General features: G+C 39.2%; 24 protein-coding genes. 7 read left to right on the top strand and 17 right to left on the bottom strand.

The features are described from left to right. Positions 1 to 279 precede the first annotated feature (279 nt). The 6 genes from BOD01S_RS10955 to BOD01S_RS10980 form a co-directional block, all read right to left on the bottom strand. Positions 280 to 783 carry a hypothetical protein gene (locus BOD01S_RS10955; protein ID WP_036153970.1) on the bottom strand — a complete coding sequence of 168 codons (504 nt, stop codon included), beginning with the start codon at positions 781 to 783 and terminating at the stop codon, positions 280 to 282. A gap of 94 nt (positions 784 to 877) precedes the next feature. Then, positions 878 to 1378 carry a methylated-DNA--[protein]-cysteine S-methyltransferase gene (locus BOD01S_RS10960; protein WP_036153968.1) on the bottom strand — a complete coding sequence of 167 codons (501 nt, stop codon included), beginning with the start codon at positions 1376 to 1378 and terminating at the stop codon, positions 878 to 880. Then, positions 1362 to 2279: a DNA-3-methyladenine glycosylase family protein gene (locus BOD01S_RS10965; RefSeq protein WP_036153965.1), complete on the bottom strand. Its 918-nt coding sequence runs from the start codon at positions 2277 to 2279 to the stop codon at positions 1362 to 1364. The genes BOD01S_RS10960 and BOD01S_RS10965 overlap by 17 nt, the downstream gene beginning before the upstream one ends. Then, positions 2266 to 2805 (bottom strand): bifunctional transcriptional activator/DNA repair enzyme AdaA, encoded by a 540-nt coding sequence (locus BOD01S_RS10970; RefSeq protein WP_036154121.1) that lies wholly within the window; start codon positions 2803 to 2805, stop codon positions 2266 to 2268. The genes BOD01S_RS10965 and BOD01S_RS10970 overlap by 14 nt, the downstream gene beginning before the upstream one ends. Positions 2806 to 2865: 60 nt before the next feature. Then, positions 2866 to 3636 carry an isocitrate lyase/PEP mutase family protein gene (locus BOD01S_RS10975; protein ID WP_036153963.1) on the bottom strand — a complete coding sequence of 257 codons (771 nt, stop codon included), beginning with the start codon at positions 3634 to 3636 and terminating at the stop codon, positions 2866 to 2868. Positions 3637 to 3899: 263 nt separating this feature from the next. Next, the gene (locus BOD01S_RS10980; protein ID WP_036153961.1) at positions 3900 to 4487 is read right to left on the bottom strand and encodes an NAD(P)H-dependent oxidoreductase; all 588 of its coding nucleotides are present in this window, start codon (positions 4485 to 4487) and stop codon (positions 3900 to 3902) included. Positions 4488 to 4604: 117 nt separating this feature from the next. Here BOD01S_RS10980 and BOD01S_RS10985 point away from each other — a divergent pair, with 117 nt between their 5' ends. After that, positions 4605 to 5033, top strand: coding sequence for a MarR family winged helix-turn-helix transcriptional regulator (locus BOD01S_RS10985; RefSeq protein WP_036153959.1), 429 nt, complete (start codon positions 4605 to 4607; stop codon positions 5031 to 5033). Positions 5034 to 5383: 350 nt separating this feature from the next. Beyond that, entirely contained in the window at positions 5384 to 5635 is a 252-nt protein-coding gene (locus BOD01S_RS10990) for a hypothetical protein (RefSeq protein ID WP_036153958.1), read from the top strand. Between the two features lie 431 nt (positions 5636 to 6066). Here the strand turns inward: BOD01S_RS10990 and BOD01S_RS10995 are convergent, their stop codons facing one another. The 7 genes from BOD01S_RS10995 to BOD01S_RS11025 form a co-directional block, all read right to left on the bottom strand. Further along, complete coding sequence (locus BOD01S_RS10995; protein ID WP_036153956.1) at positions 6067 to 6810, bottom strand: SDR family NAD(P)-dependent oxidoreductase; 744 nt, start codon at positions 6808 to 6810, stop codon at positions 6067 to 6069. A 320-nt stretch (positions 6811 to 7130) separates the two neighbouring features. Continuing rightward, complete coding sequence (locus tag BOD01S_RS11000) at positions 7131 to 8240, bottom strand: sensor histidine kinase (protein ID WP_036153954.1); 1110 nt, start codon at positions 8238 to 8240, stop codon at positions 7131 to 7133. Next, a complete protein-coding gene (locus BOD01S_RS11005) occupies positions 8218 to 8910 on the bottom strand; it encodes a response regulator transcription factor (RefSeq protein WP_036153952.1) in 693 nt (230 codons plus the stop codon). Before BOD01S_RS11005 ends, BOD01S_RS11000 begins: the two co-directional genes overlap by 23 nt. A 33-nt stretch (positions 8911 to 8943) precedes the next feature. Beyond that, the gene (locus tag BOD01S_RS11010) at positions 8944 to 9519 is read right to left on the bottom strand and encodes a VanZ family protein (RefSeq protein ID WP_036153950.1); all 576 of its coding nucleotides are present in this window, start codon (positions 9517 to 9519) and stop codon (positions 8944 to 8946) included. Positions 9520 to 9769: 250 nt separating this feature from the next. Then, positions 9770 to 10615, bottom strand: a complete 846-nt coding sequence (locus tag BOD01S_RS11015; RefSeq protein ID WP_143815057.1) for a hypothetical protein — start codon at positions 10613 to 10615, stop codon at positions 9770 to 9772. Between the two features lie 621 nt (positions 10616 to 11236). Next, positions 11237 to 11662: a hypothetical protein gene (locus BOD01S_RS11020; protein ID WP_036153946.1), complete on the bottom strand. Its 426-nt coding sequence runs from the start codon at positions 11660 to 11662 to the stop codon at positions 11237 to 11239. 434 nt (positions 11663 to 12096) lie between these two features. Continuing rightward, positions 12097 to 13470: a vWA domain-containing protein gene (locus BOD01S_RS11025; protein WP_244887303.1), complete on the bottom strand. Its 1374-nt coding sequence runs from the start codon at positions 13468 to 13470 to the stop codon at positions 12097 to 12099. A gap of 969 nt (positions 13471 to 14439) precedes the next feature. Between BOD01S_RS11025 and abc-f the strand changes: the two genes are divergently transcribed. The 3 genes from abc-f to BOD01S_RS11035 all read left to right on the top strand — a co-directional run bounded on the left by abc-f (position 14440) and on the right by BOD01S_RS11035 (position 17599). After that, positions 14440 to 15699, top strand: coding sequence for a ribosomal protection-like ABC-F family protein (gene abc-f / locus BOD01S_RS11030; RefSeq protein WP_322786774.1), 1260 nt, complete (start codon positions 14440 to 14442; stop codon positions 15697 to 15699). 47 nt (positions 15700 to 15746) lie between these two features. Continuing rightward, positions 15747 to 15887 carry a P-loop NTPase family protein gene (locus tag BOD01S_RS23920; protein WP_322786773.1) on the top strand — a complete coding sequence of 47 codons (141 nt, stop codon included), beginning with the start codon at positions 15747 to 15749 and terminating at the stop codon, positions 15885 to 15887. A gap of 449 nt (positions 15888 to 16336) precedes the next feature. Then, on the top strand, positions 16337 to 17599 hold the full coding sequence (locus BOD01S_RS11035) for an Nramp family divalent metal transporter (protein ID WP_088321756.1): 1263 nt from the start codon (positions 16337 to 16339) through the stop codon (positions 17597 to 17599). A 141-nt stretch (positions 17600 to 17740) separates the two neighbouring features. On the opposite strand, the gene BOD01S_RS11040 is transcribed toward BOD01S_RS11035, so the two are convergent. The 4 genes from BOD01S_RS11040 to BOD01S_RS11055 all read right to left on the bottom strand — a co-directional run bounded on the left by BOD01S_RS11040 (position 17741) and on the right by BOD01S_RS11055 (position 21217). After that, positions 17741 to 18652: a sigma factor regulator N-terminal domain-containing protein gene (locus BOD01S_RS11040; protein WP_036153940.1), complete on the bottom strand. Its 912-nt coding sequence runs from the start codon at positions 18650 to 18652 to the stop codon at positions 17741 to 17743. Continuing rightward, positions 18625 to 19143 carry an RNA polymerase sigma factor gene (locus BOD01S_RS11045; RefSeq protein WP_036153938.1) on the bottom strand — a complete coding sequence of 173 codons (519 nt, stop codon included), beginning with the start codon at positions 19141 to 19143 and terminating at the stop codon, positions 18625 to 18627. Before BOD01S_RS11045 ends, BOD01S_RS11040 begins: the two co-directional genes overlap by 28 nt. 226 nt (positions 19144 to 19369) lie before the next feature. Next, on the bottom strand, positions 19370 to 20116 hold the full coding sequence (locus BOD01S_RS11050) for a YwqG family protein (RefSeq protein WP_036153936.1): 747 nt from the start codon (positions 20114 to 20116) through the stop codon (positions 19370 to 19372). A gap of 54 nt (positions 20117 to 20170) precedes the next feature. Continuing rightward, complete coding sequence (locus BOD01S_RS11055) at positions 20171 to 21217, bottom strand: ankyrin repeat domain-containing protein (RefSeq protein ID WP_036153934.1); 1047 nt, start codon at positions 21215 to 21217, stop codon at positions 20171 to 20173. Between the two features lie 216 nt (positions 21218 to 21433). Between BOD01S_RS11055 and BOD01S_RS11060 the strand changes: the two genes are divergently transcribed. Together BOD01S_RS11060 and BOD01S_RS11065 are read left to right on the top strand one after the other, a co-directional pair. After that, positions 21434 to 22024 (top strand): TetR/AcrR family transcriptional regulator, encoded by a 591-nt coding sequence (locus BOD01S_RS11060; protein WP_036153932.1) that lies wholly within the window; start codon positions 21434 to 21436, stop codon positions 22022 to 22024. Beyond that, on the top strand, positions 22017 to 23114 hold the full coding sequence (locus tag BOD01S_RS11065) for a DUF418 domain-containing protein (protein ID WP_036153930.1): 1098 nt from the start codon (positions 22017 to 22019) through the stop codon (positions 23112 to 23114). The genes BOD01S_RS11060 and BOD01S_RS11065 overlap by 8 nt, the downstream gene beginning before the upstream one ends. The last annotated feature ends 129 nt before the right edge of the window (positions 23115 to 23243 follow it).

Here is a 23243-nt window from a genome sequence, read left to right on the forward strand (position 1 = left end):
GACTGTCATATTACTCTCTCCTTTAAATTTAATCACTTGAATATACCATAAAAAACCAATCATTAAAATAATTCAAACAATTTATAAAAATATCATTAATAAAAGGTAGAATCTTTTCTCTTATATAAACTCATACAAATATCGCTCTAAAATGAAAACTTGAATATACACAAAAAAGCCACAAACATTTTCAGATGATATGCCCCCAAAAGTTAGAGTGAAAAATTAACTTTTTGGGGTTTTTTATACGGCAAAGATAATGTAACGCTCTCAAGCTTTTCAGAAAAAGTCTATGAAAAAAGGATAGCTGAATTCCGCTCTAATTTGAACAATAGCTTTGATCGGTTTGCCGTCATTTTTTTGTGAGCCCAATTCTCCTGGTTGTATATCTCCTTCAAACCATACCTTGCCTTCTTCAATTTGCTTATGATAGTGACCTGCAAAGTATATTTCAAATCCTACCCTCTTCGCATCTTCGCCGGGTGCTGAAAATACATTGCCTTTATTGTAATAATCATATAGTTCTTTTTCACTTAGTTCACTTTCAATTTCGATATATGATGCAACTGTTGGATAACCTCCACTGCCTGAAGGCCCTCCACCAAATAATACGCCATAATCAAAATTTCTCTCAGTAACCTTCGTTTTGTCCGGAAGCGGGTATTCATAAAGTTCAGAAGCAAAAGACCTCGCGTATAAATATTCCTGACCAAATAAGGCATATACCAAAAATCCGATGATAAAGATTGCTACGGAAGTGATTGCTATTCTTTTTGATTTCATATACAGCCTCCCCGAAACAGCTTTCACATCCATCTTCTCCATATTCACGTATGCATAGCCGAGCAAACAATACGATATGAAACTCCGGCGTTTGCTAGCAAGTTTCGGAAGAATGAGCTTGTCTCATCATTTTCTCATGCTGAAGCAGCCATTCCTTCCTCCATAAGCCTCCTGCATAACCAGTCAGTTTCCCGCTAGCGCCGATTATTCGATGACAAGGAATGACGATACTTAACTTGTTTTTTCCGTTTGCGCTTCCTACTGCTCTGATTGCCTTTTCATTGCCGATGGAGACAGCGATATCCTTGTAAGATGCTGTGGCAGCGTAAGGTATGGCAGTTAACGCTTTCCATACAGATTGTTGAAAAATAGTCCCTTCAAAGTAATAGGGAAAAGTAAATTCCTGACGTTCGCCGTTAAAATACTCATCAAGCTGGTTATAGCATTCCAGTAAAACTGGCGGAGTTTCGGCTTGTACTCTATTCTCTATTTTGACGCCTTCAGAAAACAGGATGGAACTTATCGCCTCGTGTGTGCCGATTATTTCCAGTATACCAATCGGTGATTCATAATCTAATTTATAATTTGTTATCATATAACGACCTCCAAAGATAGAAGACAGCATACGCCTGCCATCCTTCCCAGCCGGCTGCATATCTTTCTATTTCTTTTATCACCGGTTTCTGCTTAAGACCGAGTAAGTTCTTTAATGCATTATGAAGACCGACATCCGCAATCGGAAAAGCTGAAGGCTCATGCAGGCATTTCATCATTACATAATCGGCTGTCCAGGCACCGACACCTCTGATTGCCAGTAATACCTTTCGCCTTTCCTGTACATCCGGCTGCTGAAGCAATACATCCTTTGTCAGCCTGCCGCTTTCGATTTCCTTCGCAATCCCGATAATATACTCTGCTTTTCTCTTAGAAAATTGCAGCTTTGTTAAATCCTCTACATTTAAGGATGCAATCTTGTCAACAGAAGGAAATACCCAAAACCTGTCTCCTTCAAAAGTGAGGCCCTCACCAAAATGTTCAACAAACCGCTTTTTTAATGTATAGGCAAAGGACAGAGTAATTTGCTGTCCTAAAACCGCCCAAACAAGCGCTTCAAATAAATCCGGAATACACATGATCCGTAATCCATCGTATTTAGAGAGAAGTGGTTTTAATACTTCATCCCGACTTGCCATTTCATAAAATCCACTTATATCCTGAACCAGATCAAACCATTCCCAAATATACTCCCCCGCCTTTTTACGCTCGTCAATAGATGGAATGCCCATTGGAAATTCAATAATCAGGGAGTTAACACTACCCCTAACTTTACATAAAATCAAAGTGTCTTCGATTTTCACTAGTTTATATACAGCATCCTCTTTTATCAGGTGAAGTACTTCCTGATCAGATCTTTCTAAAAAGATAAGGCATTCGCTAAAGCTACATTCCTTCGGTGGAAATATCTCAATATACGTTCCATGATCAACCCAATTCATGCCGGCATTCCTTTCTGTATTGGCTTGGCGAACAGTTGTGTTGGCTTCGGAATACTTTATAAAAATTGGAGGGACTTTGGAAGCCTGCCTCATAGCAAATCTCAAGGTTTGACAGTTTCGTGCTTTTCAGGAGATGCGCTGCTTTATCAACCCGTATTTTTTCCAAATACATACGCGGCGTTTCAGCGGTTTCCTGTTTAAAAATGCGTTCCAAATAATACGGACTTAAGCCGACATAATCAGCTATATCCTTTAGCGCTACATTTTGCTTATAGTGATTGACTAAAAACGACACACTGTTTTGGACAACTTCAATATGCGGGGAATGTTCTACTTCCGGCCGGCACCTTTTACAGGGGCGAAAACCGGCTGCCTCCACTTCATCGATGTCGTAATAAAATGCTACATTCACTTTTTTCGGCTTCCTTGACCTGCAGGATGGGCGGCAGTATATTTTCGTTGTTTTGACTGCCGTAAAAAATAGGCCGTCGTATTTACGGTCACAGGCGATAATTTTTTCCCACATTTCTTCAAAAGAAAGATTAATATGATTGTCCACGTCCCCCGCTCTCCTTTCTTATCTATCCTACATTTCATATAAATAGGCAGTATCCATAGACGCCAGTAGTTCACCCGCGCTTTTTTCTATATAGTCGATTACTTGATCAGACAGGGTATTGCCAAAGCTAAATCTTTTCACACCTAACTCTTTCAGTTTATGACAATTCGTTAGTTCAGGTAAAGATAATACATTGAGCGGCGCATTGACATGCAAAACGATTTCTTTTATTTCGTCGTCCTCTTTAAGACCGGGAACAAAAATCCCGCTGGCACCGCTTACCACATACGCCTTAGCCCGCTCTATTGTCTCCATTAAAGGGTTTTGCCGTTGAAAATACGTGTCCGTCCTCGCGTTAACATAAAAATCCTTGTAGCTATTATTGTCTAATGCTGTCCTTATTTTCTCCAGAAGACAACAGTGTGCCGAAACGTCCCGTAAGCCGTTTGATTGCTTTAGGGAATCTTCTATATTGATCCCTGCTGCACCTGCATCTGCTGTTCTCAGTACATTTTCGACAATTACGTCGAAGTCTTCACCATACCCCGCCTCAATATCGGCAGTAACAGGAATATTCACATTCTTTATGATCGCTTCAATGATCCCTAAATGCCTGTCAAAATCAATCAATTCACCATCCGCAAATCCGAGTGAACTTGCGATACCCCAGCTTGTTGTACCGATCGCTTTGAACCCTGCCTTTTCTAATGTAATGGCTGATAGTACATCCCAGGCATTACCTAGAAACAGTAGCTCATCTGTAAAATGCATCTCTTTAAATTCCCGAATTTTGTTCATGCTATGTCCCCCCTACTTGCTTGTTGGACCTATTGTAACAACTGTTCCACTTCAATTTCGTCCTCATTCTTGCGCTTATGGTCCAGCTGTCAAAAGAAAAGAGCTATTCGGGAAATTTTTTTCCGGACAGCTCCTTCTGAAGTTTATATACAAATTTAAATAAAAGGCTGGAACGATTTGCCTTTGCTTAGTTTATTGGACGTTGACTATGATCAAATAGATTTAAAGAGCGAAATCCCTTTTTGAAACGAAGGAGAGCCCATCTACTCTTTAAGCCTCTTAAAATAATGATAGACTTTCTCCAGTTTTTTCAGTTGATTTCCTTTTGAGCCCTCCATACTCCCAAATTCAAAGAACTTTACTTTCTTGATTCCCACAAAACCGAACAACGCCCGTTTCATAAGAACTTTATGTGCATTATGTAACCATAGAAGTGGATAATTGGCGGGGCCTTTCATTGTAGAAATACATACAACAGACTTTCCTTTTAAAAGCCCCTCCGGGAAAAGCCCTTTCTTGTCCCGATAAGCAAAGTTGGATGAAAACATTTGATCAATATACCCCATCAGCATAGCAGGCGGTCTTCCCCACCAGATTGGGTAGATAAATACTATTTTGTCCGCCCATGTAAGCTGGTTTCTGTACTTTTCGAGACGAGGATCCGTATGCATATCACGTCTTCGCTTTTGCTCGTTAAATACTAACACGGGATCAAAATTCTCCTCATATAAATCGAGCAGCTGCACATTTTTTATGTTCGCATTTTCATTGCTGCCTGTGAGCACTTTTTGTAAAAACGCATAATTTAAGCTTTTATGATTCGGGTAGGTGTAAACGATTAATATATTCATAGCGCACCTCTTATTTATCATTTGATAACTAAACAATACCACCATTCCAATTACTTATCAATTGATAATTGTAATTTGATAACAGTTTTGTTATGGTGACGTTTAGAGGTGAGGAAAATGGACAAACAAGCTCTTTTTTATAAACTCGTATCATTTACATCTTCTGTTCATCGGGTCACACATGAATTAACGAAAAACGCAAAATCGGATTCAATTTCGCAAGTGCAGTACAATATGCTGGAATATATAGCAGTCAGCCAGCCTGTCACACCTAGCGATATTAGCGATTGTCAAGGTATGGCTATGCCGAACACAAGCCGTGAGCTTCGAAAGCTAAGTGAAAAAAATTTAATCGAAAAAATCCATCACCCCGAAGACCGGCGAAAACAGACGATTCGTCTCTCAAAAGACGGTGAAGCATTGATGAACGAAGCCTTTTCAACAATTGAATCACGCTTTCTTGATCGAATTCAACACGCTTCAGAAGCAGATCTGGAAGAAATTGATCAAGCTATCGAGACCCTGCAAAAAAAGCTCTTTTATTAAAAGATATAAAAATGGCTTCCACAACCGTGGGAGCCTCTTAATTATAGTTGCTTCCTGATTGGCAGCGATTTTGATGCATAGACTGGCTTAAAAGGAGCCGAGATTCCATATGTTGTAATTACTGAACAGCCGCCAGCTTTGAAATATACCGGGCAGATTTTCGAAGCGTCTGATTTTACGGAAGTTTGGACATGGATGAAATTTGAAGGCGAGCATTATAAAGAATTGTATGGACAATTTCGCGGCGCACCAATAAGTGTGGGAATATCTCATAAATACTCAACTTGCTATATGCTAACGAACTCGATATATATATTTGATCCAAAGACATAGTAAGGGAGGCTTTAAGTTTGCAATGGTCTAACGTATTTAGAAAAATTGCTTTGGCAGTGCTCTCTGTTATGGTTATCGGTGTTCTATATTTCTTTATTTGGCATAAGGAGAGTTTTAGCAGACCAATTTGGATACAAGTTGTTATGGCTTTTTGCTTTTTAATGTTAAGCATTAATAATTTCACATTAAAGAAATATGCGATGGGATGGATTTTTGCTGGAATAGTGTTGGCCTTTGGAATCAGCATATTTTGGGATGCTGCTGTGTAATCAATTATCAGGCTTATCAAGTCAGCAAAGGCTTAAAAACTGTGTATACCAGGATAGGGCCTTTTCTTTTTATAGGGAGGACAATTAAAAGGTTTTATCGGCTGTGCCGATTGGCTAAATTCATATAACAAGCTAAAGGGCGGGATTTCTCCCGCCCTTCCAGAGTGAAGACAAAGTCATTTTACGATTTTGTCTTCACGTATTTTTAGATAATATGATAAAAATAAGGTGTATCCAGCCTGTCTTGAAAACGCTTGCCAGACAAGGCGCGCCGATGAGCGAAGACGCGAATAGAACCTAAGTTCATGAGCGAATTGCCCTTTATTTGCGACGAAAGCGAAGCGACAGGAGCAGACGAGCGAGGCAAGCAACGCTGGATGAAAACGCTTGTCAACAGGCTGAAGGGGCGGGTTTTCCCCCGCCCCTCTATATTAGTGGGCAGTATAACCGCCATCTACAAGAAGGGTTGTGCCATTCACAAAACTGGCATCATCGCTTGCCAAGAATAGAACGGCCTTTGCTATTTCTTCCGGTTTCCCTAGTCTGCCCTGTGGGTGAAGGGACGCTAAATATTCTTTCGTTTGAGGATCCACCTCATTGAGTAATGGGGTATCAATATAGCCGGGACATACAGCATTAACGCGGATACCTTGTTTTGCATAGGCAGTACATAGGTTTTGCGTTAATAGCTTTACGCCGCCTTTTGCGGAAGAATACGCTGTTGGAGCCGGCAGTGAAACAAAACTATGAATGGACCCGGCGTTAACAATTACGCCGCCTGTACCTTGTTTCAGAAACTGTTCAATCGAATACTTGTCGGAAAGAAACACTCCTGATAAGTTAATATCAATTGTTCGTTTCCATTTTTCATAGGACAATTCGTGTGCGGGCGCATCATCAGCAACACCGGCATTAGCATACATAATATCCAGTCTGCCGTATTTTTCCACCGTTTTGTTGATCATCTGCTTCGTGTCTTCTTCTTTGGTTACGTCAGTCTTAACAAATAACGTATCATACCCCTTTGAATTCAATTCTTCGGATACGCTCTTTCCGCGTTCTGAAAAGTCTGCAATGACCACTTTCGCACCTTCTTCTGTAAAAAGACGTGCAGTTGCTTCACCAATTCCGCTTGCCCCGCCTGTTACGATTGCTACTTTATCCTTTAATTTCATTTTACCTCTCTCCATTCCTTATTGAGTTCAGGATCATTTTCTTTTCAGCATGACTCGGCTATCCTGCCATCGCTTATCGAGCTTGCATCAGTTGGGAAGCCAGATTCAACTGAATCAAGAAAAAACTCCGGATTTCCTAGAGGAAATAAACGGTCCCATTGTTTTTTAGAATTTCCCGTTGCATTAGAAGCATACTCGGCATTCCACTATCAATGTACCCAGGATGGAACAGGTTTACTCTACCCTTTACAGAAGCATGCTCCATCGTTGCTTTATTTTGTATTTCGCACTTTCACATACGGTTTTTTGATAGAGTTTCCTTACGCACGTCTGGGAAGCTTCACTGTGAAGGCAGTCCTTCCTGCTGAGCTTTCCGCTGCAATGTGGCCGCCGTGCAATTCTACAATACTTTTCACAATGGCTAAACCTAGACCTGAACCGCCAGTTTGATGGGATCGTGACTTTTCAACTCGATAGAACCTTTCAAATATATAGGGCAAGTCAAAGCTGGGAATAGCCTGACCATAATTTGCAATTTCAATTTCTAGTACCCCATTGCTTTCTGACAATGTGATATCAATATATCTCCCTTCTCTCCCATATCGAATGGCATTCTGAATCAGATTTTCAAATACTCTTGCCAGTTTATTTCCATCCCCCATCACAATCGGTTTTTTTACAGGTAAGGGATACTGTCTCATTTCCATACCTGCTTCCCTTATTTGAAACTGATATTGAATTGCCAACTGATTTAACATTTCTTCTATATCTATAGGAATTTCATCTACGAGCGATTCTTTATTTTGAACAAGCGTATATTCAAACAAATCATTCATCAACCGGTGTAGGTCTTTAGATTTTTGATGAATGATTTGAATATAATATCTCAGCTCTACTTCGCTCTTATACCTATCTTCATCAATCAAATCCAGATAGCCGACAATTGAAGTTAGCGGTGAACGAAGGTCATGGGCAACGTTTGTAATCAGTTCATTTTTTATTTGCGCAGAATCTTTTTGATCAGCTATCGCCTTTTCCGCTTGAGTAATAATTTGATTCACTTTTGCGCCTAATTCACCTATAATACCGTTACCTTCAATAGAGATTTTCTGCGTAAAATGACCTTCAGCTATATAGTGTATTTCATTAATCATGTTTGCCAGCAAATACTCACCGTACTTCTGGCGTTCGTAATGAAAGAAAAGGAATAGATACGGAAATACCAATAGACAAAGACCTATTATAAATGGTGCCCGGCCAAAAGAGGCGATCAATTCTATTAAGTCTGAAAAACGGGAGGACTGTTTTTCCAAATAGAGAATAGCAAAAGTTAGTATACAGGCAGTTATACCAGTTAATAGTACGGCTACTAATACATATACCGCTGATTTCCAAAGAGGAATGAATTTAAGGACTTTTATCAATTTTATAGCCCACTCCCCAAATAGTCTGAATCATCGTTTCTCCTGGAATAGCCGCATCCATTTTATCTCGTATATTCTTGATGTGTACCATTACAGTTTTATTTGAACCCATACTTTTTTCCTTCCACACCTTTTCAAATATTTCCTCGGAACTGTATACAGTGCCCTGGCTTTTTGCGAGTAAATACAGGATCTCAAATTCAATGGATGTCAGCTTGATTTCCTTTCCGTTTGCATTAACTTTATGCGATTTTTTATCAATTTCGATGGAACTAATCCGGATAACATCCTTATTCATGCCTACCGGTGTATAATTTGATCTCCGTAATAATGCCTTCACCCTAGCCGCCAATTCAAGCGGGTTAAACGGCTTTATCATATAATCGTCTGCTCCTGTCATCAGACCGATAATTTTATCCATATCCTGCACTTTTGCGCTAAGCATAAGAATGGGCACTTGGTTATTTATTCGGATACGCTTGCACAGTTCCAATCCATCCATATTCGGCATCATGACATCTAAAATAATGAGATCTACAGGAACGTGTTCAATGATATGTAAAGCTTCCAGTCCATCCTGTGCCTGGGAGACATGATAGCCCTCATTCCGCATATATATTTCCGCCAGCTTGGCAATCTCCCTATCATCATCAACAATTAGTATGTTATTACTCACCCGATCCAGCCTCCTAATAGAAAATAAGGAATATTATATTCTTTCATCACTTTTTTTCAGTCTTAACTTATAAAGAATAGGAGAAACAAATCCTACTTTTGCCAGTCCTCTTATTATGAGAAATCCTAATACGGTCCCCAGTGTATTCGCAATTACATCATTAATGTCTGTACTTCTCCCATTTCCCAATAGTATCCTGATCAAGAGCTGGGTAAATTCGAACGACAAACTAATATATAATCCTATGGAAGCCGCCTTTTTAACTGTTTGATATTTGCTGCTCAGTAGTGGCAAATACATACCAAAGGGTACTAGCATAATTATATTTAATAGAAAGGTTGTCGCGTCTATCGTCAACAAAGGGATAAAGTTAATAGATTTGTACCACGGAGTCAGGTTTGCATATTTCCCAATATTAATTTCAATCGGGAAAAATACTAAGTGAATCATACATAAAAAATAAACAGCAAAAGAAGTGACTAATACAAACTGCCCCCATCTATATTTTCGTTTTTTCATTGTCACCAGGAACATATAGATTAAAAAAATGAGAAATGCAGGTATAAGAATGTACCACGAATCTATTGTATACATGAATGAGTTTTCCATTTATTCGTCCTCCTGAAAGTTTTTTGCTACGAACCATATTCCAGCCAAATCAAGTATAGCTTTTGTTTTTTAAGTTTTTCTTAAGAAAGTAAAAGTAATTCCTTAATGTTTAATAGGTGATTCCTTAATATTGAAAAAGAAAACGAACCTGGAAGAAAGCGACCAGAAATGCACTGGAGTATCTGTAGAAGTCAAAAGCCATTAAGTTGAACTGCTGTTCAATTAATGGCTTTTCTATTATCATAATGTCTTAATCAACAGTAATGATTTGATCATTTATCATAATCTTTTTAATCTCAGCCTTATCTAAAAATACACGTTTTCCTTTTCCATCCAGACTATATTGCCATTTGAATCCGACATCGGTTGTACTTGTTGAGCCCACGCTTAATTCCATCATTTGATTATCATTTGTTATCACTTTGACGACAGGAGCAATTTCAGGTAAATAACTTGTCTGGTCGTCCAGTCGTTCTCCTTCAATTTCAATCCCGATGGCCGAAACATATATAGTTTTCAATCCTACTTTTTCGTTTTGCTGTGTAAGTGTTAAATCAATATCATATCTATCCGAACGGTCATGTGCCGTAAATTTATTTTTAATTGGGCCGCCAGCAAGTACCTCCCCTGTTACATCATCTACAATCGCACCAGCTTTAACCGTAACGCTTTTGCCTTCCAAGCTACTTGCCGTATCTATATCAAACAACGCAATAATCTTCTTTCGATCCTCTGTTAATCGCTGCTCTACCATATAACTTACATCTTGCTTCATGTCCAATTCCAGATCTGAAATGGCAGCTCCATCTGGAAATCCAGTTCCATCTTCTTTTTCAAAGGAGACAAAGACAAGTGAGCTTTTCTCGCCGCTTACACTTTCCACTATCTTCATTTTGATTCCAGCTTCTACAACCACCTGGTCATGTGTTTCTTTTACAAAGCTATTTGCCATCCCGCCAAAAAAATCATTAAAATAATCAGTATGCGGGGATGCTGCGACAGTCGTTGAAGTACCAATGACTAATAACGAAACACCCGTTATGATCTTTCTTTTCATATTCATCAAATTTTTCTTACCTGATTTGTTCTTATTCATTTTTTTCTTCCCTTCCGCTTTCATGATATTTTTCCAAAACCACTGTTTGGAACAAGCAAACTTTGCTTATGTTGCTGATTATAGCCGCAGAATTTAAAGTTTTTTTCAAGAAAAAGAGAAGGTTCTCTTAAATATAAAAAAATTCAATTTCTAAATAAAAAAAGCGGCCTTACAGCTTAACGGGTTCGGTTATTGGAGAGAAAACATTAAATAACAGCATATTTAGGGACACAATTCACGCATGAATTGGTGTCTCTATTTACGTTGTTATATCAGCACTTCAGTTAATTCAGTATAAAAATTAACACATCAATTAGCATACTAATTTTAGGAATACATAAATTTATGCGGTATTGATAAAACTAGTGCTAAAAGAGCTACGAACTATATGACCAATTTTAGACAGGAAATCGATGAGGGGGAAGTTCGTTTTAAATGCATTGCAGGTGATTTGTGTTAAAAAGATTATATAAGGAACGATTCAGATTGATACGAATTTTGAACGTTAAGCACTTGATATTACCAAACGAGGGTTTGGGTAGTTTTACTTTTTAAAGAACGGTAGCTGGTTAACTCAATAATAAAAAGAAAAACTACTAGGCTGAATGTCTAGTAGTTTTTTTATTCCAATGACTTTAATGTTTTGATTAACTCATTTTTACCTACAACTTTATTTAGCGTCCCGCCACCGTTAGTTGAATTCGTGTAAATAATTTTATATTTAACATCCACAGCGACATAAAAATCCCTGTATTCAGATGAACCAATATAAGCATTTATTTTATAGTCTATGTACGGAAGATCAGTTGTTTCAACTAACTCCATGTCAGAATGTTCGTATATCAGTTCATTTATAATTGCTGCATCTGTAACCTCAATCGTTCCCCTATCCGTTTCAATTATAAGTTTAGTTACCTTTTCTTCACCGTCATAAAGCTGTTCAACAACTTCTCCATAAGTGCGTTCTTCTGGTTTTTCATAGATTAATACCATTATAGCAATTACAATCAAAACGGCACTAGCTGCTATCCAAATGATTTTTTTCATTGAATACCCCCATTTTATGTATATATACCATTGTATTTGAATATTCCAAATTATACAAAAAACTTTTCTTATGTACATTGTTTTCAACTTACTTCTCCCCATTAAGCGAACCTGTTATAAATAGGTCCTTTTCTTTCCATAATATCTAGTATCATAATCTATTTAGCTTTTTTCAACTAAAGAAGTATATTATCGAACAAACACAGCTATGAACATTTAAAAACGCTCAGTTAATCTGAGCGTTTTTGTTTGCCATTTATATTGCCAATTCACTGTTGAAATGTATGTTAATTAGGTTGTTAATTACATTACTTTTAAGGTTTTTCTCCCCCTCAACCGAATCCGTTACTTACTGCTGGCCGCTTTTTGATTTTTACTTTGATTCTGTATTTTATCTAAAACTACTCTTGTCTCCGCATGTAAAAACAGATTTTTTATTTATTTTCCCATTGCTGGCGCCATGCCTCGACCTTCGCGTTTATTTCATCCTCTGCCTGCTTTCTCTCTGATTCCTTGGCCTCTTTTAAAGCTTTAAAGTGATCATTACGTACATCATGAAGGGATTCGGCCAATTCCAGAACCTGTTTCTTCACATCATTAGCAAGAAGTCCCTCATCTTGCAGGAAATTGATAGCATATCTGATACGGTTCAATTCTGCATCGGAGGCCGTATATAAAGGGTTGTAAATCTCATTCATCCGCTCCATTGCCTTCGTATACTGCTGTATCGTTACGCCCTGTGTCCAGACGAGCTGGCCGATTGAAGGCTGCCATTTTTTTGTTATTTGGACTTCAAGCTCAGCAGAATCGTCTACTGTCACATATTCCCCACCGCCCGAATCAGCTACTTGCTTCAGCTGCTGCTGGCCTTCATTATCTACATTGAAACCGATAATATTGACCTTCGCTTTAATATTTTGGCTTTGAAGCTGCTTGGCTGCAGCAACAGGATCTCCATCACATGTTTCCACACCGTCGCTCACCATATAAACAAGATTCGAATACTCATCTGAAGGATAAGCCTGCAGAATTTCTCCGGCTTTATTGATTGCGCCGGCTAATGGGGTCCAGCCTTTCGCCTCAAAAGAGTTTAACGAACTAGCAAAGTTGTCGGCTTGGTAAGCGGACAGCGGATATACCGATTCTACAGCCTTACAGGATGCCGCTTTATCCTCACCGGCTGATGTACCTACATGTCCATAGGCGATCAATGCTACGTTGGCATCATCGGGAAGCTGCTCCACAAATCCGGCAATCGCCGTTTTTGCCAGCTCCATCTTCGTCTTTCCGGCTATTTCCCCCTTCATGCTGCCACTTGCATCCATCAGCACGACTACATTCATCTTCTTTTGTTTTGTCGTTACCTCATCCTCGCCGTCCGGTAATTCCGGCATCACAAATCCATGTTCATAGTCAGTCAACTGCTTATAGTAGTGTGGATAATTTCCTGAACCAAGCATATAAACGAGGTAATCATATACCTCCTCACTGCTTAGATTCTCATGTTTAGTAAAATAAGTTTTGAGCTCCTTTTCTGCAATCGGGTTGAACGTTTGCTCTAAAAAATCGCGGTATTGCTGACTATCCCAGCCTCCAAGCGTTTCCAGCTGCTCGTCCATATGTTTTTCAATCAATACACCCGCTTTTTGGCCAACCATCTCTTCCACCGTTCTTCCGGCATGCGGGATCTTTTCCACCGCCACTTCTTCGGCTGCCGTCGCTTTGTCAGGGTTTTCATCTGCTGTTTGCGTTTGATCATCCCCGCACCCTGCCATTACTGCTGCACACATCATGAGTACTAGAATCATTCTTCTATTAAAGAGTTTCATCCCTCTCTCCTCCGTCTATTAAAATACCTTTGACTTTTCTACGTATTGAAGATCAGTTGGTTTCTAAGGTTTTCGGCTCATTTATGCCGGGCTACGCAGAGTATATATTCCTATATCGTGAAAATTTCATTGTAACTCTCATTCCTTTAAAGTTTTATTCGCCAAAAAGAGGCTTAATTTCGCCAAATCTACCAATAATCTCGCCAATAAAGTAAACATTTTCGCTAAGCTCGTCTGCATGCTAGAAGCAGGGAAAACCCATTCTATTTAATAACAGGGGAAAATAAACTACTCTTGAAAGCAAATCAGATAAAAACAGTTGATTGGACTCGCCTTGTTTCTCCCGGTCCTGTAGATGAACCATTATAAAACAGAACTAGAAATGAATAAGGCAATTGGCAGGACATATCATATAAAGATGGTGAAAGCTTTGCATAAAAGTGCTTTTCTGGCGTGCACTTCAAAATAGCTGTATCGCTTCTAAAACAGCTCATTATTCTAACTTGTCCTTCAGCTACGGTAACCCCTTGCTCTAGTTGGTTTTAGGTTAACCTCTTGATTTTAAAGTGGGTTGCTTTAATACACGTTGAAATGACGGCCATAATCAAGTATGATAACAGTAATTTATATGAAGGAGGGCTGTTTCTATGTATTCTATTCGTTTACGCTAAGCTGGCAATAAAAAAGCAAACCCCTTGAACCGAGGGCTTTTTTGTCATGCTTGTAAACGAAAAATACGATAGGACGTCCTTTTTATCGGGGTTTTCTATACTTTTTTCGAAGCAGGCAAATACATGTCTGCTTTTTTATTGCGTTTTAGGCTTACTTTTTTACAGGAGGGCTAAAACTATGCAGATGCTATTATTCTTTTAATACGAGCGGGCAATACACAATCCGCTCGTATCGATTCGCTATCGGTACGAAATTTAAATTTCGGAGGTAGCACAAATGGAAAACATTTTTTTTGAACTAAAAAATATTCATATACAATTTTTAGATAAGGACATTTTATCAATCCCCCATTTAACGGTACATCAATTTGATCGTATCGGAATTGTAGGAAAAAACGGCGCAGGAAAAAGTACATTAGTAAAGCTTATCGCTGGTGAACTTCATCCTCGGCAGGGCAATGTAACCGTACACACAGACTTTTATTACTTCGAGCAAACAAACCTTGCCCTATCCGATCAGGATATAGATGTAGCATTACAGCACAAATTGCATGCAGTAGACCCGCATAGCGGCGGTGAGCTTACACGGCAAAAGCTTGCGCAGGCATTCAGTCATTACTACGAAGCTCTTTTGCTTGATGAACCGACAACACACCTGGATAAGGAAGGGATACGCTTTCTTCAGGATCAGCTTCGTTATTATTACGGAGCACTCCTGCTCATCAGCCACGATCGCCTATTACTCGATGAAGTCGTGACAACTATTTGGGAAGTAGACGACGGGAAAATTACCGTGTACAGCGGCAATTACTCAGACTACGAAGCACAGAAGGAACTCGAGAAACAGCAGCAACAGGAGGCATATGAAAAATATAATAAAGAAAAAGCCCATCTGGAAAAAGCCGCTGCTGATAAAATGAAAAAGGCTGAAAAAATTACACAGGCAAACAATATGTCAAAGAAGGAAACAAGGGCGAAAGCAAATCGTATGTTCGAAACAAAATCAAAGGGCACGAGCCAAAAAGCTGTTCACCGTGCGGCAAAAGCGATTGAAAAACGGATTGAACAGCTGGAGCCTGTCGAGCAGGTAAAGAAGGCGGTGCCGATTCAATTCCATCAGGCCAAGACATTAGAACTTTATAATCGATTCCCTATTATGATGCAAAATCTAACGTTAACACAGCATGAAAAGACGTTATTAAAACAGGCTCGGCTGCATATTGGCCTGCATGATAAAATAGCATTGACTGGTCCGAACGGAAGCGGAAAGTCGACTCTTTTACAGGCGATTCTCTTAGGACACGAAAGCATTGAAATATCACCAAAAGTAAAAATCGGCTTCTTTACACAGCTTGCTTATGAAAAACTGCCGGATGAAACGGTTTGGCACTTTTTGAAATCGCGCTCAGATTACAGCGATCCGTTTATCCGAAGTGTCCTGCATCACATGCAGTTCGAACATACAGGTTTACAAAAGCAATTAAGTGCTTTAAGCGGTGGTGAGCGGATCCGGTTACTATTAGCGAGCTTTTCTTAGGCCGCTATAATGTGCTCCTCCTCGATGAGCCGACTAACTTTTTAGATATGGCTGCACGAGAAGCACTCACTCGCTTTATACAGGCGTATGACGGCACGATTTTATTCGTCTCGCACGATGAGTATTTCATTCAGCAGACCGCAACACGGATTATTGCATTCGAAAACCAAGCTTTGATAGAAAAATAAATATGAAGAGCCTCTCCAAACACAGGTAACCTGCTGTTTAGGAGGGGCTTTTTTACTTTTGGTATGGTGCACTGTTTATAAATCCCCTTGTAAAAGTCAATAATCCGGCTTCAGCAAAACGCCCTAAAACCTAATATCAACACTATTTTATAAGTGGTGCAACGTTGGTAAAAAACGGATGTTTACAATATTTGTATTGGTGTATTCTTATATGAAGGCAAAAAACCGACTACTTTTGTATTGTAGAATAAAATCTTGATGTATTTATAAATGAATTAAAAATATTGACTCAGAAATAAAAACATGCATATAATTTAGACAACAGCAAAAGTTGCCCAAAGGAAACAAATTAGCTATAAGCAAACATATTGGGCTTAATAGAGTAACAAATTTTTAAATTGGAGGAACACTACATGGATTTCGATGAGGTTGATAAAGAGAAAAAGGATATGAAAAATAAATCATTATTGAATAATGCCAACACTTCACTAAATGATGAATCACGGGGGCTAAAGCAGCTCCTGCCATTTTTGGGTCCTGCTTTTGTTGCTTCCGTAGCCTATATTGATCCAGGGAATTATGCAACAAATATTGCAGCGGGATCGAAATATGGTTACCAGCTGTTATGGGTTATTCTCGCGTCGAATTTGATGGCTGTACTGATTCAAATGATGTCTGCAAAACTCGGCATTGCAACAGGTAGAAATTTACCGGAAATAAGCCGCGAACGCTTTTCCAAAAAAACATCTATCTTGCTGTGGCTTCAGGCAGAATTAGTCATTATGGCGACAGATTTGGCCGAGTTTATCGGTGCCTCGCTAGGGCTTTATCTCCTTTTTAATATTCCAATGATAGCAGCGGCCCTTATAGCAGCAGTCGGTTCGTTTGCCATTTTAGAATTGCAGCGCAGAGGAGTACGGCCGTTGGAAGCAATTATTACGGGCATGATTTTTATTGTCGTCATCGCATTCGGGATTCAAGTATTCTTTGCTGAACCTGAAGCTGGTCCCCTGCTCAAGGGGCTGTTCACCCCGACATTTGATGGAGTAGACAGCATTCTTCTATCTGCGGGGATATTGGGAGCTACCGTCATGCCGCATGCCATCTATTTGCATTCCGGTCTTACAAGCAGCAGAATTGTCGGTAAAAATGAAAAAGAGCGGAAAAAGATTTTTAAATTCGAAGCAATTGATGTTATCATCGCCATGATCATTGCTGGAGGAATCAATGCAAGTATGCTCATTGTAGCTGCTGCCTTATTTAATAAAGAAGGACTGCTCGTCGAAGATTTGGAGGTTGCTTTCAACCACTTTGATTCTTTGCTAGGTCCAACGGCAGCGATCTTGTTTGGTATCGGCCTTTTATCCGCCGGTTTATCCAGCTCCTCTGTAGGTACGATGACAGGTGATATCGTGATGCAGGGGTATATTAATAGGAAGATCCCTCTCTATTTAAGACGGTTCATCACTATGGCACCGCCCCTGGCCATTATCATTATGGGCGTAAATCCTACCAAAGCTCTCGTTATGAGCCAGGTTGTTTTATCCTTCGGGATCGCTTTTGCCCTTATCCCGCTCATCATCTTTACAAGTAATAAAAAACTAATGGGAACGCTGGTTAACCGGAAACTAACAACTGTTATTGCCTGGTCCATTGCTGTATTAATTATCTGTCTAAATATATTCCTGCTGTATGAAACACTTTTCGGATGATTCTTAGGAAATGTTTTGTTAGGGAAAAACTCACTTATTTTTCAAGCATAAAACAAGCCGATTTTTATCTACACATAAAAATCGGCTTTTATTATAAAATTTATAAATAGTTGTTCCAGCTACGCGCAGCCTATTTACATTTTATTTTACTGTTTTAATATACGAAACGGTAGGTACTGTCACCCCGACGGATGCCCCCCGAACGAAGTCTCTTCCGAGCAGCCCTTCAAAGCTTTCCGTTTTCCCTGTTAACATGACACCGAGCACTGTTACTTTGTTAAACGGTTTTTGTTCATTCTGCTTAATATAGTCCTGGATCGTTTCGTCCGTTTTGTCTTCGTCATACTCTTTTAATACTTCAATAAACGAATCAAATCCTTCCTCTGACAGCTCACTATCCGCATACCCGTAAACAGGTAACCCTAAAGGACCCATTGATTCATCCCCCACTTTTGAAGCCATATAAAGCCATACTATATTTAAGTTATCAGGAATACTGTTCTTCACTTCATCCATTGTCATGGGCTCCTTAAAGGAAATCGCCACTTCCGCTACATGATCTTTCATTTGCACGAGCTCAGGCAATTGATTTTGCACGCCATCATAATATTTTTTTATCGCCGGATGATAAAATGTGGCGACTTTTTGTTTCGTCTGTTTATCATATTCGTATTCTGTAGCCCCTTGGGAAAAGTAGCCGGGTATTAACTCATTATAGTCGATGGATGCGCCAAACCATGAGTAGGAGCTTGTTAACGTACTCCACGGCACAAGATAGCCGTTAATATTTTTTGAACGGTTTGTCACAATATTTCCGCCGAACATCGATGAATTTGCTGTCACCTGTGAGTCAATATCTACATTCGGCTGCGTAATCGCCTGCGCCAAAAACAATCTCTCATGTAAATTTTTATGATGAATTGAGGTAATATAATTCCCTAATCGATTGATTCCGATTAACAGCAACATACTTACAAATACCGAGACTACCGCAATTTTCAGCAGCTGCTTTAACTTCGCTTTCCTTAACGCCTTTTGAATCGATTGATCCATTTTTGTATCCCTCCAACCTCTGATTGAATTGTTTTCCTCGCTCTATACAATTTCTTTTTCACATTCTCCACCTGCAGCTGCAGCAGCTCTCCAATTTCCTCATACGACAAATCATAATAATATTTCAAAATAAAAATTTCCTGGTATGTAGGCTTCACATTTTTTAATAACGAAATAATTTCATCCTGCTGGAGAATTTTCTCGATTGGATTTGATACATCCGCCAATTTCTCTTGCAGCTCCATACTTAACGTAAGATGCTGGGTATGCTTTTTACGCTTCAAATCGATAAACTCATTTAGTGCAACCCGGTAAAACCACGCGCGTAAATTGCTTTCTTCTAAAGCGTCAATCATCGTATACACCTTATAAAATGTATTTTGGATAATGTCTTCTGCATCTTCTTTGGCAGCCCCTTTTGAAATTAAAAACCTAAATACTTCACCCCCTACTTCCAGTAAATAAGAGGTGAGTTTATCATGATGGCTCATTGATTACCTCCTCATTCATATAACGACCGAGAGCTATGTAAAGTGGACAGAGTTTTTTATTTTTTTGAACACTATTTATGTAAACAGTAAAAAAACCATGAAATGAAGAGAATCTCATTTTCATGGTCTTATATAAGGTCGTTTTTCAGAAAAGACACATCCATTTATCCTATAACAAACCGCAATATTGTTCTAGAGCTAAAGCTGCTTCTAACCGGGCTGCTTTTCAGCCTGCGTCAGCTTTCAAACTGCTGAAGTCTAGATTTTTCAATCGGGCTGCTTCGATAAATATCATTAATTTGTCGCCGTCATGCCAGCACCATTCCAGATCATCATCCGAATCAATGGTTAAGAGTGAGACCCATTCTCCTTCAGGCGTCGGATTATAGCCCAATGAATAATGCGAAGGGTAGCCTAGAAGATAGTCTGGGCTTTTATGTAAAGACTCTCGCAGTTCAGTATAGATCTCGCTCTCCTCTTCCGTAAACGGCGAGTCCTTCAGCTGATATTCGTCATAAGGAATATCAATTGTCGGGGAAAACTCAACCACTACAGCCCCACCTGTTTCGGAATATGGCGGGAGTATCGTTTCTAAATTGGCAGGGTCAGGAATGTATATACCATGAATATATCCATCCTCAAAAGGCTCTAAATCAGGGTCAGAGTCGTCATCAGGAAGTATATCCGCTGCAAAAAGGCTAAATAGACCCTTTGCCGGCAGACCTGCTTCGGTTGGCGGTATTTCCGCAAAATTAATTTGGCCGATAAACCGGTATGGCTTCGTCCCATATGTAGGCCATTCGCTGCCGATCGGTAAATCAGGTGCGCCCCCGAAACGGCTGCATCCCAACCGCAGGTCTGCTTCTTGTTTTTTAAGGATGTCAATTGCAGGTCTTGAATACTGTAGCAGATACTCTTTATGGTTTCCAATATCCGACTGCTCAATTATTTCCTTAAAATTTTCCTTATTCATTTTACGTTCCTCCTCTGTGAGTTTCCTATAGCTTACATGATGATTGACCCGCAGCTAAATGCGCAGCAGATTAATAATATCTTTATTTTCGCTGGCGTCTGCTAAATCCACAGCTGTTTTTTCATCAGAATCTTTAGCATGAATGTCGGCACCGTATGTTAACAGCATATCAACAGCAGCAGTATTCCTTGCTCTCACCGCCCTATGGAGAGCTGTTTGTTTATACTGATTCCTGCATTCAATATCGGCACCGTGCTCCAGAAGAAACTGGATTCCGGCAACATTATCATAATCCGCAAAACTATGCAGCGGCGGAAATGGCTTCCCTTCTTCGTTCATGTCGCCGATGCACCTTAAAATATCCTCCAGCAGCGCCTCGTCCTGACAACGAAGAGCAATGCCGAAGCCTTTCTTTTTTACTTCCTTTTCGTAAATATCCGGAAACGCCGAACGAATATAATTTACAATATCACTCGAGTATGTAAAAGCAATTTCAAGCGGTGTTTGTGCCATAACCCGCTTCCCTACATTTGCGCCTTTTTCAGCTAATAGACGGAATGCCTCAACATTGTCGTACCTGCTGCAAAACTGCAAAGGAGTGCCGCTATATTTCAAGACCTTATCCAAATGGGATTTTTTCGCACTGGCAGCCAGTTCCCTAATCCGTTCCTTGTCATTCATATAACATGCAAAGACTAGTGTTTGTTTAATTTTTTCGGCCTTCAGCGATTGCTGCAGCACCTCTTTTCTGTTCTCTTTCTTTGGCTCCAAACCATACCTTTGATAATTCAACAACTCATAGACATCGATATCAAAAAGTTCAGGATTTGCATCTTTGATTAAGCAACTTTCAACTAATGTACCGGCATCTACTTTCATACACAGAATGCCCTGTCCTTTCATAAGCACTTCAATTTCATCGGCATACTTTTCAAAGAGCTCAATCGTTATGTCTCCATCATATGAAGCCTCATTATCAGCAATCGGAAAATAACCGCTCGTAAATGAGTTCTCCGTCCCTGAAATGAAATATGTATACGTTCCTCCTCTTACAATCGGCTCATTGATAATTGCTTCTTCCAAATCTTCAAGGTTATTCATTTATTCATACCCCCCTTCAAAACAGCTGCATCTTCTTTATTAATGATAGCATAGCAGAAATGGTACATTCACCCAACAGTTTGTGGTTCTGCAATGCCAGAGCTTAGTATGCATTAGCAGGACCATAAAAAATGCCTAAAAGTAAACTGTTCACTTTATCTTTAATTCATGTTATTATCAATTTACCGACCGGTAAGTAAATAAAGAGGTGATGATATGAGGAATAGGGAAGAAACTTATGGCCTTATTGTAGAGACAGCTTATAAAATGTTTGCGGAAAATGGATTCGATAAAACAAGTTTAGCGATGATTGCAAAAGAGGTAGGCATTTCAAAGCCGGCTATTTATTATTATTTTGATTCGAAAGAAAAACTGATTGATTTTCTATTTGACGAAATCTGCAAGGAAATCATGGATCAATATGCATTCACAGTAGAAGATTTAACAGTAAATAACTTTGAACAATATTTGCTTACTATTGGATTTCAAATGATAGAAGAACAGGAAAAGGATGTCCATTTCAATAAAATATTTAATGAGTACATTTTATTAGCCACAAGGAAAGAGCGATACATGAAGCAGTTAAATAAAATACAGAAGGGCTATTTTGAAAGCTTTAGTATGCTAATGAATCATGGTGTTACTATTGGGGCCATTAATCAGGAAAATGTAGAATCCAAATCCAATATGCTTGCGATGGTTATAGATAATATCGGTAATTTTATACTGACAGGGCTTGAATTGGATTACAAAGGGATATGGAAGGAAGCCGTGAAAAGTGTGCTTTTGAGTGTAAGAAATGACTAAACATCAAATTCCAAATCAGCGGATAGAGGGTCTGGACGTTGCTAGAGCATTGGCGTTATTTGGCATGTTTGTTGTTAACTATAACGTAATTACTGGAGCTGAGGGTAATGGACCAGAGTGGTTAATATGGTTTACGAATCTTTTCCAAGGAAGAGCATCTGCACTTTTTGTTTTGCTGGCTGGTATTGGTACGTCCTTAATGACTAGCAAGGCTAGAAATGAAGCCTCTCCTATACTAATGAGGAAGAACCGAAAGAGTTTATGGAAAAGATCCGCTTTTCTATTCCTATTAGGTATGGTTTTATACGCAGTAGACTGGACTGGAGATATTCTACACTACTACGGTGTGTTCATGTTAATTGCTTCATTTCTCATAGCAGCTTCCAATAAGACTATTATAATAATTTGTTCCCTTTTTGGACTAACGGCACAAATTATGCAGGTTACAAGCAATTATTTAAAAGGATGGAATCCCGATAAGCCATTTATAGAATACATGGACTTTTGGACAATGGAAGGATTTTTGAGAAATTTACTGTTCAATGGATATCATCCCCTATTTCCTTGGATCTGTTTCTTTTTAGTAGGCATGCTGATAGGCAGATTTGAATTGTCAAATAAGGTGGTAATAAAAAAAACAGCAGTAATTGCCTTGTTCTTTTTCATGATTTCCGAATTCACATCCAGCATGCTTCTTCATTTTTCTCTAAGCCTATTAGATGTAGACAGCGCAGCCTATTTATTTCAAACAGGACCCATTCCTCCAAATTTATTCTACTTGATATCCAATACCTCTTCAGCTGTTCTTATCGTAGTAATTTCCATTTATGTTACGAGAAAATTCTCTGGCAATTGGTTACTAAATGCCCTCATTAAAACAGGTCAGCTAACGTTAACTCATTATGTAAGCCACGTGTTTGTAGGTATCGCGATATTGGCTCTGTTAAGCAGATCGGCAAATCAAACACTTGAATTCATCCTAATATTTTCCATATTATTCTTTGCAGGGAGTATGTTATTTTCAATCATTTGGAAAAAGAAATTTAAAAGAGGTCCGCTTGAATTCATGATGAGAAAGCTTACAAACTAAAACAGATTTGCATTTGGCACTCCTTCAATCAGCCGACAGTAAGCTACCCATAGAGTTGGATTCATCTACTAAGGGGACGAATACCTTGTGGAGATAAATACGTAAACTATTTGGCAGTTTAGTAGAATA

The sequence above is a fragment of the Lysinibacillus odysseyi 34hs-1 = NBRC 100172 genome, from assembly GCF_001591965.1.
Lineage (GTDB): Bacteria > Bacillota > Bacilli > Bacillales_A > Planococcaceae > Lysinibacillus_B > Lysinibacillus_B odysseyi.